The following is a 13,283-nucleotide window of genomic DNA, read 5'->3' as shown; positions in this document are numbered from 1 at the left end:
CCTTTTTTTGTGTCCGTTTACCCAGTTCTGGCCTGCCCCTTTAGGGCCATGGCACCCAGAATCAGCATCAGCCCCAGCATCAGCGGCCACACCAGCACCAGAGAGAGGTGTTGCCCCAGCAGGGTGAAGCCCACCAGGGCCAGGCCGGCGCTGGTCAGGGCCAGGGGCAACTGGGTGCTGACGTGATCCACCGGGGCACAGCCACTGGCGGTGGCACTCAGTACCGTGGTGTCGGAGATGGGGGAGCAGTGATCACCAAACACCGATCCGGCCATCACCGCACTGAGGGCGGGCAGCAGCAGCTGGGGTTGCAGCTGCCAGGCGATTTCGGCGCCGATGGGGATCATCAGGGCGAAGGTGCCCCAACTGGAGCCGGTGGCGAAGGCGGTGACCGCACACAGCAGGAAGATCCCCGGCAACAGCAAGCCTTGAGCCAAATGGGCCGAGGCCCAGGTGGCCATCACCCGGCCGGTCTCCAGATCGCCGATGGCCCGGCCCACCATCCAGGTCATCATCAGGATCCCCAGGGCGGTGGCCACCGAACGCAGCCCCATCCAGCTGGCGATCAGCATCGCCTTGAGCCTGATCCCCTGGTGCCACTGCAACATCAGGGAGAGCAGCACCGCCCCCAGGGAGGCGTTGCGCATGGCGGCGCCGATGTCGGCGGCGGCCAGCCACTGCATCAGGGTGTCGCCCCCCTTGAGGCCGGAGAGCACCGCCAGCAGCAGGCTGCCGCCAATCAGCACCAGCACCGGCAGGCCCAGCAACCAAGGGCTGCCGGCTTGCTGCTCCTGTTCCTGGAAGTGCTCAGGTTTGGCCGGAGCGCTTTTGAAGCCCAGGTTGCTCCAGGCCACCAGGGCGGCCAGGGCCAGGGTGATCACCGCGTAGAAGTTGGTGCAGGCCACCTGCAGAAAGGCGGTCAGCGGCGCCTCGTTAAGGAAGGTCAACCCGGCCAGCAGAGTCATCACATAGGGGCCCCAACTGGAGAAGGGCAGGATGGCGCACAGGGGAGAGGCGGTGCTGTCCACCAGGTAGGCCAGCTGGGCGTTGGAGATGCGGTAGCGTTCGCACAGGGGGCGGCTGACGTTGCCGTTGGCCAGGCAACTGAAGATGCCGTCGATAAACACCATCCAGCCCACCGCCACCACCGCCAGCCGGGCCTGACGACGGCTGCGAATTCGGGGGAACAGCCAGTGGGCAAAGGCGTTGACCGCGCCGCTGCGGGCCAGTTGCTGGGTGAGGATCCCCAGCAGGGCGATGGTGAGGATCACATCCAGGTGCCACCCTTGCCACTGGCCCTGTGCATAGAGCTGACCGGTGAAGTTGTTCACCAGATAGAGCACCGGCCCGGTCATTGTGCCCCAGTGCAGTATCAGGGCCGCCAGCAGCAGGCCGCTGCCCAGGGCCAGCAGGGTTCGGCGGACCATCAGGGCCATGCCAATGGTGAGGACCACCGGAGCCAAACTGAGAAGCTCGTTGGTTATCATATTGTTGTTCTTGCAGAGGTCAGGCCTTCATGATGCAACATAGGGAAGTCTGGTGCCAGTGAAGCGCCCGGAAACCGGGCCGATTCATCGATAAATTTTTGCACAAAAACCCCGCAGAACCCGGTGCGATCCGCCCTGCTTTAGGTTAAAATTGCCGGTTTGCATAATGTCATCAATCTGTAGGACGGAAATGTTCGAAATCAATCCGGTTCAAAACAAGATTAAGGAGCTGTCTGAGCGGACAGATCTCCTTAGGGGGTACCTTTGACTATGACGCCAAGAAAGAGCGTCTGGAAGAGGTTAACGCGGAGCTAGAGCAGCCCGACGTCTGGAACGAGCCTGAGCGCGCCCAAGCACTGGGCCGCGAGCGGGGTGCCCTGGAGGAGGTGGTGAAAACCATCGACACTCTGGACCAGGGTCTGGAAGACGTGACCGAACTGCTGGAACTGGCGGTCGAGGAGGAGGACGAGGACAGTTTCAACGAGACTCAGGTTGAGCTCGATGAACTGGAAGCCCGCCTGGCCAAGCTGGAGTTCCGTCGCATGTTCTCCGGTCCCCAGGATGGCAACGACGCCTACCTGGACCTGCAGGCCGGTTCCGGCGGAACCGAAGCCCAGGACTGGTGCAACATGCTGCTGCGCATGTACCTGCGCTGGGGTGAAGCCAAGGGTTTCAAGACCGAGATTATCGAACTGTCCGAAGGGGACGTGGCTGGCCTTAAGAGCGCCACCGTCAAGTTTACCGGTGAGTACGCCTATGGCTGGCTGCGCACCGAGACCGGCGTGCACCGTCTGGTGCGCAAGTCCCCCTTCGATTCCGGTGGCCGTCGTCACACCTCCTTCTCCTCGGCGTTTGCCTACCCCGAAGTGGACGACAACATCGACATCGACATCAATCCGGCGGACCTGCGTATCGACGTATACCGTGCCTCCGGTGCCGGTGGTCAGCACGTGAACACCACCGAGTCTGCGGTGCGTATTACTCACCTGCCCACCAATACCGTGGTGCAGTGTCAGAATGAACGCTCCCAGCACAAGAACAAAGACCAGGCAATGAAGCAGCTGAAGGCTAAGCTGTTTGAACTGGAAGTGCAGAAACAGAATGCCGAGAAGCAGGCGGCGGAAGACGCCAAGTCTGACATCGGCTGGGGCAGTCAGATCCGCTCATACGTGCTGGATGACTCCCGAATCAAAGATTTGCGTACCGGGGTGGAGAACCGCAACACCCAGCAGGTACTGGATGGCGACCTGGATCGCTTCATCGAAGCCAGCCTGAAATCTGGCCTGTAAGACTGAGTAGAGAAAATGACTGAACAGGTACAAGACGAAAACAAGTTGATTGCCGAACGCCGCGCCAAGCTGGACGGCATCCGCAAAGAGTGCAATGCCAACGGTCACCCCAACGACTGGAAACGCGAGCACCAGGCTGCAGATCTTCAGGCTAAATACGCGGACAAATCCAAAGAGGAGCTGGAAGAGCTGGCCGAGGTGGTGTCCATCGCCGGTCGTGTGATGGCCAAGCGTGGTCCCTTCCTGGTGATTCAGGATGTGTCCGGCCGGATTCAGGGCTACGCCTCCAAGGGCGTCCAGAAAGAGCTGAAGGCGATCGGTGGCCTGGACATCGGTGACATCGTCGGCATCAAAGGCCAGCTGCACCTGTCCGGCAAGGGTGACCTGTACGTGGACATGGGCGAGTACAAGCTGCTGACCAAGGCGCTGCGTCCCCTGCCCGAGAAGTTCCACGGCCTGACCGATCAGGAGCAGCGCTACCGTCAGCGCTATGTGGATCTCATCGTCAACGAAGAGTCCCGCAACACCTTCAAGGTGCGCTCCAAGGTGATCTCCGCCATCCGTCAGTTCATGACCGAGCGTGAGTTCATGGAGGTGGAGACCCCGATGATGCAGGTGATCCCCGGTGGTGCGTCTGCCCGTCCCTTCATCACCCACCACAACGCCCTGGACCAGGAGATGTTCCTGCGTATCGCCCCCGAGTTGTACCTGAAGCGTCTGGTGGTCGGCGGTTTCGAGCGGGTGTTCGAGATCAACCGTAACTTCCGCAACGAAGGCCTGTCCCCGCGTCATAACCCAGAATTCACCATGATGGAGTTCTATATGGCGTACGCGGACTTCAATGACCTGATGGACCTGACCGAGGCGATGCTGAAAGAGGTGACTCAGAAGGTGCTGGGCACCAGTGTGGTCAGCTACGGCGAAGAGACCTTCGACTTCGGTGCGCCCTTCGCTCGCATGAGCATGGTGGACGCCATTCTGAAGTACAACCCCGAAGTGACCCGTGAGCAGCTGGCCGACTTCACCAGCGCCTGCGAAGTGGCCAAGGATCTGAAGATCGAAGTGGACAAGGGCTGGGGCCTGGGCCGGGTGATCACCGAGATCTTCGAAGAGACCGCCGAGCATCGTCTGATTCAGCCGACCTTCATCACCGAGTACCCTGCCGAGGTGTCGCCTCTGGCCCGTCGTAACGACGAGAACCCGGAGATCACCGATCGTTTCGAGTTCTTCGTGGGTGGCCGCGAGATCGCCAACGGCTTCTCCGAGCTGAACGACGCCGAAGATCAGAAGCAGCGCTTCCTGGATCAGGTGAAGGCCAAGGACGCCGGTGACGATGAGGCGATGTTCTACGACGGTGACTATGTGACCGCCCTGGAACACGGCCTGCCCCCGACTGCGGGCCAGGGCATCGGCATCGACCGCCTGGTGATGCTGTTCACCGACAGCCACACCATCCGTGACGTGATTCTGTTCCCGGCACTGCGTCCCCAGGGCAGCTAAACGCCGACGGGCAGCAAGAAAAGTGCATTGGAAACCCGCCTTCTGGCGGGTTTTTTTGCCTGCGATGCCTCATGTTGTCAGTTTGTTGTTGCTGCTTGGTCTGACTGAACTGCAAGGGGGGGAGGATTACACTGCCTCATCGATAAAAAACCAGTGTAAAACAGTGCTCTGGTGCAGAGGCTGCTCCGATGAGCTCGAGGATTTGACAAAGTGTGATCCGGATCGCCCAGTGGATTGTGCTGGCTTCAACCGGGCATTCAGTGGATGAATCCAGTGATCCTCGTTGCTATGGCTAGATGTTATATCTGAATTCCGCTTCATGACTGGATAAATTGCCTGTTAACGGCCGTGTAACCTGTGTCTTTTCGCTGGCATCAGCGATAGTATGTGCCGGTCTTTTTATGAAGGCTCCGCCATAAGAGAGTCGCCGAAGCGCCACAGGGCGCCCAACACAGGTAGTTCATATGCATTCCAACTCCTTGTCCAAAAGGATCTTCATCGGCCTGTTCTCCGGCTTGATCCTTGGGACAACCATTCAGTTCCTCCTGGCCGATGTGGCCCTATTTTCCGACTCCCTGGTGGAGCTGGCCACCCTTGGGGGCCAGCTGTTCATTAACCTGATCATGCTGATGGTGGTGCCCCTGGTGTTTGTCTCCATCGTCAGTGGGGTCTGCGAACTGCCGGATGTGCGCGCCTTTGGCCGCCTGGGGAGCAAGACGTTCGGCCTGTACATCATCAACACCGTCATGGCCATCGCGGCGGCGGTGGCGATCTCCCTGATGTTCCAGCCTGGCCTGGGCGCCAACCTGGTGAGCATGGGCGAGGGGGCGCAGATCCAGTCCACGGACCTGCCCAACATCGGCGAGCTGATCCTGAACATAGTGCCCCGAAACCCCATTACCGCCTTCGCCTCCGGCAACATGCTTCAGGTGATCTTCATGGCCCTGTTGCTGGGGATCGCCATCAAGAAACTGGGCAGTGAAGTGGAGGGCGTGGCCCGGGGGTTTGCCGTGGCCAACCGCATCATGATGACCCTGATCACCATGGTGATGAGTCTGGCACCCTATGGTGTGTTCTGTCTGATGCTGAAACTGGGGGCCACCCTGGAGGCCGCCACCTTCCTGTCGGTGCTCAGCTACATGGGATTGATCCTCGGCCTGCTGCTGTTGTGGCTGTTTGTGGTTTACCCTGTGGTGGTCTCTCTGACCACAGAGATGAGCGCCGCCGAGTTCCGTCGTAAGACCCGGGAGCAGGTGCTGTTCTCCTTCTCCACCGCCAGTTCCAACGCCACCATCCCGGTGACCATGCGCACCCTGGTGGAGAAGATGAAGGTCAACAAGGCCACCGCCGGCTTCGGCGTGCCTCTGGGGGCCACCATGAACATGAGCGGTGTCTCCATCTACATCACCATCGCCGCTTTCTTCCTGGCTAACGCCTATGGTGCCCCCATCACCATGGCGCAATTGCCGGCGCTGGTCACCTCCTGCTTCCTGCTCTCTGTGGGGGCCGGTGGTGTGCCCGGTGGTGGCATGGTGATGATCGGTGTGCTCATTCATCAGATGGGCCTGCCGGTGGAGGCCTTCGCGCTGGTGGCGGCCCTGGACCGGGTGATCGACATGGTGCTGACCTCGACCAATGTGGTGGGGGATACCGCTGTCGTGACCATAGTGGACCGCAGCGAGGCCCGTCAGGCCCTGCTGCAGGAGCGGACCGAACTCACGGGTTAACCCCTTCATTGGTTCAGATAAAGACCCCGCTCCGGCGGGGTTTTTCTTTGTGGGGGTTCTGTTATTCTGGTTAATAGTTCAACGCCACACGAGGGATGGGAATGAGCCTTTGGGTTAACGGCACCGTAGTCGAGCGGATCGACTGGAACGACAAACTCTTCACTCTCAAGGTGGAGGCCGAGGTAGAGCCTTTCGTGGCCGGCCAGTTCACCAAGCTGGGGTTGGAGCAGGAGGGGGAGCGAGTCCAGCGGGCTTACTCCTTCGTCAACGCACCCGACGAGCCCCTGCTGGAGTTTCTGGCGGTGTCGGTGGATGAGGGCAAGCTCTCTCCCCGGCTGCAGGACCTTCACCCCGGCGATCAACTGATGGTGGCCAAGCGTCCTACAGGCTTCATGGTGCTCGACGAAGTGCCGGCCGGCCGGGATTTGTGGATGCTGGCGACCGGCACCGCCATCGGCCCTTTCCTCTCCATACTTCGCGACCCGGCAAGCTGGGATCAGTTTGAGTCTTTCAACCTGGTGTATGCGGTTCGCAATCTGGAGGATATGGCTTACCTGGAGGAGATACGGGCCCTGGAGCAGACTCATCCCGACCAGTTCAAGTTCATTCCCGTGGTCAGTCGTGAGGAGGTGGAAGGTATGCTCAAGGGCCGGATTCCGGCATTGATCTCCGGCGGTCAGATTCAGGAGTACGCCGATCGGCCCATCACGCCATCCCGCAGCCAGGTGATGGTGTGCGGTAACCCGGACATGATTCGCGATACCCTGGCGGTGCTGGAGGGGATGAAACTGAGGAAGAACCTGAGACGTACCCCGGGTCAGATCACAATGGAGAAGTACTGGTAGGCACTCCCCACTGGCCTGAGCTTATTCACGGCGAAACTGGTTCTGCTCCGGCAGATAGTGAAAGCCAATCGCCCCGAGTTTGTGCTCCAGCTGGGCACCGCTGATCCCCAGGTCCTCCTCGAGCTCCCCCAGGTTGTCGCAAGACAGCCTCAGGCGTTCATTGACTATGCCCAGCAGAATGTGGGCATCCAGCAGTTCCGGCCGATGGATCTCCATAGTGCCTCCAAAAAGATGGCGCCTGTCGTTAACTATAGATTAGGGCGAGAACCCTGAGTGTGTACAGCCGGGGTTAGGTACTCTCCCCCTATATTGGTTGAAAAACCGTTGTAGCACTTGCCATGCCCTCTGCCGAGGGCAACATGGAGGTGGGATTGAGGGAGGGATACGGATGCGAACCAGAACAATCTTATGGTCTCTGCTGCTGGCCCCGGTCGTGGCCCAGGGAAGCGAATATGGCCCCTTGATGGTCAAGGCCCAGTCGCCGCTGCAGGCCCAGGCCTATACCCCCATGCTGCGAAGTGGCCAGGTGATGGAGACCGGCACTGTGGAGTGGCATCTTACCGGGGCGATCGCCAGTGTCTGGGCGGAGACCCCGGACTATGTGATGGATTACTACCATAATGAGATCAACCTCGGGGCGCGTTTCGCTCCGTGGCAGCGCTGGGAGTTTGAGCTGAACTATCAGTACCGTTTTGCGGCGGATAACGGCCTGGACACCATCACCGAGAAGTTTCATGACTTCTTTGGGCTGGGACAGAATGGTCGGGACCAGGTGCCCAAGCACCGTTTCTACATTTCGGCCCCCCAGTATGGGGTGCACTTCGAGGACTTTCAGGGGGAAACCCTCAGTAACGCCCTGTCCGGTTACGCCGGTTACCAGCTCTACCTTAAGGGGCCCCATGCGGTGTCTGCCGGGCTGGGTCTCTCCTACAACTATGTGGGCAGTGGTCCCTTCGAGATCAGCTCCTTCGAGCAGATCGCCCAGCTGAATTACAGCTATCAGCCCAATTCGCCTCACCATCTTCATTTCACCCTGGGGACCGCCCACAGCGACGATCAGGAGGTGTCCGGGGGCTTGAAGATGAGCGACTGGTCGTGGATGGCCGGTGGCAGCTACCAGTACCGCATCGGCGAACGCCACAGGTTGCTGCTGGAGTACCACGTCTACAGTGGCGAGACCAAGGAGGTGGATGAACTGGACGAGATCTCCCATGAGTTTCTGCTGGGGTATCGCTATCACCTGAAGCGGGGGGCGATCGAGCTGACCATGATTGAGAACGTGTTCAACATGGACAACAGTACCGACATCGCCTTCGCCCTGGGCTATCGTCACAGGATGTAGCCTGAACCAACTAAAAAGGGCGCCTAAGGCGCCCTTTCTTTTCTGGAGGCTTACTCTTCGCCAAACAGTGGGTAGGGTCGTGGCTCGATGGCCAATTCAACCTCACCGATGCGCAGCCTGGCGTCGGCGTCCACATCCTTGGCCATCACCGCGGTGACCCAGAGTTCCCCGTCGACCAGCTGGCGGTTCAGCAGGGTGCCGCCACGGCGCCAGTTGTCCCCCAGGGCCAGTTCCAGATCGCCTTCGGGCATCGCCGAGGCGGCGCCTTTGAGCACGAAGGTGGCGCGCTTGTTGCCCCCACGGAAGTGCATCCGGGCGACGGTCTCCTGACCGATGTAACAGCCCTTGTCATATTGGATGCCGCCGACGGCGTCCAGGTTCAGCATCTGTGGCACCAGTTCGCCGCTCTGACTGGCGGGCAACATGGGCCAGGCCTGGGCGATCTCATGGCGCAGCCACTGCTGGTCACTGCCCCTTTCCAGGGTGGCCAGGGCACCGGGCAGCTCGCCCAGAACGAGGGCACTGGACTCATCCAGCAGCAGGCTGGCGCCTTGCTGATGGCGCAGGTTGCCCTCGCCGGCAAACAGCTCACTGGCCAGCTGACAGGCATCCTCTCCCAGCAGGCCATGAACCGGCAGATCGTCGCTGGCGTCGGTGATGGTCACCTTGTTGAAAACCGCGTACTTCTGCAGCTGGGGCATATCCACGGGAATAAGTGCCCTGGGCATCAGCATCAGAATGTCGCCGTTCAGTTTCAGCAGGCGGAAACTGGCCAGCAGTTTGCCCTTGGGGTCACAATGGCCGCCCCAACTCCACTGGCTTTCCTCCAGGCTCATCAGGTTGATGGTGAGCTGGCCCTGTAGGAAGGTCAGGGTGTCGTCGCCGCTGATGCGGATAAGACCCAGGTGGGTCAGGGGGATGCACTGCGCCATGGCAAATCCTAAAAAAATTGGTCGATGGGAAGACCCACCAGTGTAAGCCAAGGTGAGTGGGAAAAAAACTGGCCTAAGTCCCCATTTTGAAAGGGGCTATTCACCATAAGGTGAATAGCCCCAAAAGAGTCAGACCTGCCGGTGAGCCACCTGAAAGGCTCAGTGGAGGATACGGGCGCGGATGGTGCCGTTGATGGAACTCAGCTGAGCCAGCGCGTCGTCGGCGTGCTGCGTCGCCACATCCATGACCACGTAGCCCAGATCGCCCTTGGTCTGCAGGAACTGGGCGGCGATGTTGATCTCTTTCGCCGCGAATGCCTGGTTGATCTGGTTCAGAATGCCGGGCACGTTGTGGTGGATGTGCAACAGGCGACTGGTTCCTGTGTGCTCAGGCAGAGACACCTCTGGGAAGTTCACCGCAGAGAGGGTCGAGCCGTTGTCGGAGTATTTCACCAGCTTGGAGGCCACCTCGATGCCGATGTTTTCCTGGGCCTCCTGGGTGGAACCGCCGACATGGGGAGTCAGAATCACATTGTCGAACTCCCGCAGAGGGGTGACAAACTCCTCGTCGTTGGACTTGGGCTCGACCGGGAACACGTCCACGGCAGCCCCGCGGATACGGCCGCTGGAGAGGGCGGCAGACAGGGCGTTGATCTCCACCACGGTGCCCCGGGAGGCGTTGATCAAGATGCTGCCCTGGCGCATATGAGCGACGGTATCGGCGTTGATCATCTCCTTGGTGGCCGGGGTTTCCGGAACGTGCAGGCTGACCACATCCGATTGGGCAAGCAGTTGCTGCAGGGAGGGCATTTGCCGGGCATTGCCCAGGGGCAGCTTGTTCTCGATGTCATAGAACATCACTTGCATACCCAGGCCTTCCGCCAGTACACCCAGCTGGGTGCCGATGTGGCCATAGCCAACGATACCCAGCACCTTGCCCCGGGCTTCGAAACTGCCACTGGCGCTCTTCTGCCAGACGCCGCGGTGGGCCTGGGCGTTTTTCTCCGGGATGCCGCGCAGCAGCAGCAGGATCTCCCCCAGCACCAGTTCGGCGACGGAGCGGGTGTTGGAGAAGGGGGCATTGAATACCGGCACACCCTTCTTGGCGGCGGCGTTGAGATCGACCTGATTGGTGCCGATGCAGAAACAACCGATGCCCACCAGCTTGTTGGCGGCTTCAATGACTCTCTCGGTCAGCTGGGTGCGGGAGCGGATGCCAATGAAGTGCACATCCTTGATACGCTCGATCAGTTCCTCCTCAGAGAGGGAGGTTTTCAGGGCTTCAATGTTGTCATAACCGGCCAGCTTGAAGCTTTCGATGGAGCGGGGGTGCAGTCCCTCCAGCAGCAGAACCTTGATTTTGTCTTTTTCGAGAGAGTGTTGGGTCATGGTACAGATTCCATACAGCGCGAGTGGGAATAGCCCAGCTTACCCTAATTCCTTTTTGTATGAATAGTGGAATTGATCGTTATACTTAGCCGCAATACAACCATAGGAATGATAGATAACGCCATGTCCAACACCCTGTCCCGCCTGGCCTGGGCCGCTGTTTTTATCCCGGTGCTGATCTGGTCTGCCATCGAACCCAAGGATGGCTTTACCTGGTTTCTGGAGGTGCTGCCTGCCCTAATCGGCGCGGTGATCCTGCTGGCCACCCTCAAGCGCTACCCGCTGACCCCCCTCTCTTACCAACTGGTGCTGGTGCACTGTGTCATCCTGATGGTGGGGGGACACTACACCTACGCCGAGGTGCCCCTGTTCGATACCCTGGCCGAATGGTTCGACTGGGAGCGCAACAACTATGACAAGGTGGGGCATCTGGCCCAGGGCTTCATTCCTGCCATTTTGGCCCGGGAGATCTTCCTGCGTAACCAGGTGGTGCGCCCAGGTGGCTGGGTGTTCTTCCTGTCGGTCTGCTTCTGCCTGGCGTTCTCCGCCTTCTACGAACTGATCGAGTGGTGGGTGGCGTTACTCAGCGGCCAGGACGCAGAAGCGTTTCTGGGGACCCAGGGCTATGTCTGGGATACTCAGTCCGACATGATGTGGGCCATGATCGGGGCCATCTTGTCCCAGCTGCTGCTGGGACGGGTGCACGATGGTCAGCTCAAGGAGCTGAAAACTCAGGCGTGATGGCCTGGGGCGGCCAGGGCATTCCAGAAGATGGTCATGGCGGCATGCTGCTGCTGAGGGTCCGCCGCCTGGTCTGGGTGGTCGATGAAGTGGCCGGCACTGGCCATAAACAGGCCGTGACACACCTCCATCATCAGCTCATGGGGGTAGCTGGCCAGCTCTCCCCGGGCCTGCCCCATCTTGATCAGCTCCAGTACGAAGCCCAGGGTTTCAAACTTGGCGGTGCGTCGGGTCTGGGGAGTCAGCACCGGAGACTGGTAGTAGGCCAGCAGGAAACGCAGCTTGTCGGGGTGATTCAGGGCCCACTCCATGGAGGCCTGCCACATCTTGCTTGCCATCTCCCGGGTAGGCGTCTCCGCGGTGACCGGCGGCAGCCGCTCCGCCAGTTCGCCTTTGATGGTCAGATAGAGGGCTGACACCAGCTCCTGCTTGTTGGCAAAGTGGTGAAACAGGGTGCCGGTAGCGACACCGGCCTCCTTGGCAATTTTGGCGGTGGCCGCCCCCTCAAGCCCCTGCTCGACGAAGAGCACCAGGGCGGTATCCAGAATCTGCTGACGTTTCGAGGCGCTCACCTGCGCTCCTTATTTGAGGAAGAATTTGAAGATCAGCTTCTGCAGCCATTTGCCATAGGGCGGGTACATCACCTTGCCCGCAAACACGCGTCCCTGGCGCAAAACCGTCTTGGCATGGGAGAAGGTCTTGAACCCCTCGATGCCGTGGTAGTGGCCCATGCCCGATGGCCCGACGCCACCGAAGGGGGCATCGTCTGCGGCAACGTGGAACAGCGCATTGTTGATGCACATGCCACCGGCGTGGCTCTGGCTGATCACCTGTTGTTGCAGCACCTTATCATAACTGAGCAGGTAAAGGGCCAGGGGGCGGGGACGGCTTCGCACGTACTCCAGTGCTTCATCGATGTGGTCGTAGGGGATCAGCGGCAGCAGTGGTCCGAAGATCTCTTCCTGTCGCAGGGTCATCTCGTCGCTGGTATCCAGCAACAGGTGGGTGGTCAGCCGGCGGCTTTCATCGCTCCTGTGATGGCCAGGAACACAGGGCAGCACCTTGGCGCCTTTGGCTTCGGCATCCTCCAGCCAGGCGGTCAGCCTCTGATACTGGCGTTCATTGATGACTGAGGTGTAATCCGGGCTGTCTACTCCCTTGGGGTAGAGGCGTTGAAACCGGCGCTGGTAGGCCTCGGCAAAGGCTGTCAGCTTATCTCTGGGCACCAGCACATAGTCCGGTGCCACGCAGATCTGTCCTGCGTTGAGGCACTTGCCGAAGATCATCCGCTCGGCGGCGGTGTCGGGATCCATGTCCGGTCCCACTATGGTGGGACTCTTACCGCCCAGCTCCAGGGTAACCGGGGTCAGGTTGTCTGCGGCGGCGCGCATCACGTGTCGCCCCACCGTGGTGGAGCCGGTGAACAGCAGGTGGTCGAAGGGCAGGGCACTGAACTGGGCGGCCACATCGGCTTCCCCCTCGATGCAGACCACCTGATCCTCTGTGAAGGCTTCATTCAACATCCTGATCAGCGCTGCATTGGTGAGGGGGGTAAACTCGGAGAGTTTGATCATCGCCCGGTTGCCGGCCGCCAGGGCGGTGATCAGCGGGCCGATGGAGAGCATCACCGGGAAGTTCCAGGGCACCACGATGCCCACCACGCCCAGTGGCTGATAGTGTACCTCGACTTGAGCGGGCGCGAGCAGCAGTCCGGCGTGACGCCGCTGAGGCCTGGTCCACTTTCTCAGGCGTTTGCTGGTGTAACCTATGTTCATCACGCAGGGGAGGATGTCGGAGATCAGGGTGTCCTGCCGGCTGCGCCCCTGATAATCCTGATCCAGGGCCTGGCAGAGGTTGTCACTGTGCTTCAGCAGCGCCTGCTTGAGGCGGTTGAGGTCCTCGATGCGGCGGGAGACCTCGGGGTAGGGCTCCTGGTGAAATGCCGCCTTCTGCTGCTCAAAGTGGAGCAGCATGGCCTGCTTTTCACTGTTCAGGGGCTGAATGGGTTGCTCGGTCATGGGGCCTCCGGGA

12 protein-coding genes are annotated in these 13,283 nt (G+C 60.3%); 6 read left to right on the top strand and 6 right to left on the bottom strand.

Features of this window, described 5'->3' with window-relative positions; translation table 11 throughout:
• Window positions 1-17: 17 nt before the first annotated feature.
• Window positions 18-1,484, bottom strand: coding sequence for a Na+/H+ antiporter NhaC family protein (locus G505_RS0108720; RefSeq protein WP_028109212.1), 1,467 nt, complete (start codon window positions 1,482-1,484; stop codon window positions 18-20).
• A gap of 193 nt (window positions 1,485-1,677) precedes the next feature.
• Here G505_RS0108720 and prfB point away from each other — a divergent pair.
• The 4 genes from prfB to G505_RS0108700 all read left to right on the top strand — a co-directional run bounded on the left by prfB (window position 1,678) and on the right by G505_RS0108700 (window position 6,848).
• A protein-coding gene (prfB, locus tag G505_RS0108715; RefSeq protein ID WP_157509135.1) for a peptide chain release factor 2 occupies window positions 1,678-2,776 on the top strand; the annotation gives its coding sequence in 2 pieces (ribosomal slippage) (window positions 1,678-1,752 and window positions 1,754-2,776; 1,098 coding nt in all).
• Between the two features lie 15 nt (window positions 2,777-2,791).
• Window positions 2,792-4,276 carry a lysine--tRNA ligase gene (gene lysS, locus G505_RS0108710; RefSeq protein WP_028109210.1) on the top strand — a complete coding sequence of 495 codons (1,485 nt, stop codon included), beginning with the start codon at window positions 2,792-2,794 and terminating at the stop codon, window positions 4,274-4,276.
• A 464-nt stretch (window positions 4,277-4,740) separates the two neighbouring features.
• Window positions 4,741-6,003 (top strand): dicarboxylate/amino acid:cation symporter, encoded by a 1,263-nt coding sequence (locus G505_RS0108705; protein ID WP_028109209.1) that lies wholly within the window; start codon window positions 4,741-4,743, stop codon window positions 6,001-6,003.
• A gap of 101 nt (window positions 6,004-6,104) precedes the next feature.
• Window positions 6,105-6,848 (top strand): ferredoxin--NADP reductase, encoded by a 744-nt coding sequence (locus G505_RS0108700; protein ID WP_211219953.1) that lies wholly within the window; start codon window positions 6,105-6,107, stop codon window positions 6,846-6,848.
• A gap of 21 nt (window positions 6,849-6,869) precedes the next feature.
• Here G505_RS0108700 and G505_RS0108695 read toward each other — a convergent pair whose 3' ends face one another.
• Entirely contained in the window at window positions 6,870-7,064 is a 195-nt protein-coding gene (locus G505_RS0108695) for a DUF4250 domain-containing protein (RefSeq protein ID WP_028109207.1), read from the bottom strand.
• Window positions 7,065-7,236: 172 nt separating this feature from the next.
• On the opposite strand from G505_RS0108695, the gene G505_RS0108690 reads away from it, so the two are divergent.
• Window positions 7,237-8,190 (top strand): DUF3187 family protein, encoded by a 954-nt coding sequence (locus G505_RS0108690; protein WP_035385229.1) that lies wholly within the window; start codon window positions 7,237-7,239, stop codon window positions 8,188-8,190.
• Window positions 8,191-8,240: 50 nt separating this feature from the next.
• Here the strand turns inward: G505_RS0108690 and ygfZ are convergent, their stop codons facing one another.
• On the bottom strand, window positions 8,241-9,122 hold the full coding sequence (gene ygfZ, locus G505_RS0108685) for a CAF17-like 4Fe-4S cluster assembly/insertion protein YgfZ (protein ID WP_035385228.1): 882 nt from the start codon (window positions 9,120-9,122) through the stop codon (window positions 8,241-8,243).
• A 159-nt stretch (window positions 9,123-9,281) separates the two neighbouring features.
• Window positions 9,282-10,511: a phosphoglycerate dehydrogenase gene (gene serA, locus G505_RS0108680; protein ID WP_028109204.1), complete on the bottom strand. Its 1,230-nt coding sequence runs from the start codon at window positions 10,509-10,511 to the stop codon at window positions 9,282-9,284.
• A gap of 123 nt (window positions 10,512-10,634) precedes the next feature.
• Between serA and G505_RS0108675 the strand changes: the two genes are divergently transcribed.
• Entirely contained in the window at window positions 10,635-11,252 is a 618-nt protein-coding gene (locus G505_RS0108675) for a DUF2238 domain-containing protein (RefSeq protein ID WP_028109203.1), read from the top strand.
• Here the strand turns inward: G505_RS0108675 and G505_RS0108670 are convergent.
• Window positions 11,243-11,824 carry a TetR/AcrR family transcriptional regulator gene (locus G505_RS0108670; protein ID WP_028109202.1) on the bottom strand — a complete coding sequence of 194 codons (582 nt, stop codon included), beginning with the start codon at window positions 11,822-11,824 and terminating at the stop codon, window positions 11,243-11,245. The genes G505_RS0108675 and G505_RS0108670 overlap by 10 nt on opposite strands.
• A 9-nt stretch (window positions 11,825-11,833) precedes the next feature.
• Window positions 11,834-13,270: a coniferyl aldehyde dehydrogenase gene (locus tag G505_RS0108665; RefSeq protein ID WP_028109201.1), complete on the bottom strand. Its 1,437-nt coding sequence runs from the start codon at window positions 13,268-13,270 to the stop codon at window positions 11,834-11,836.
• Between the last annotated feature and the right edge of the window lie 13 nt (window positions 13,271-13,283).

Source organism: Ferrimonas futtsuensis DSM 18154, from assembly GCF_000422645.1.
Taxonomy (GTDB): Bacteria; Pseudomonadota; Gammaproteobacteria; order Enterobacterales; family Shewanellaceae; genus Ferrimonas; species Ferrimonas futtsuensis.
The sequence above is the reverse complement of the archived record's forward strand: the minus strand, read 5'-3'. Positions and strand labels throughout refer to the sequence as shown.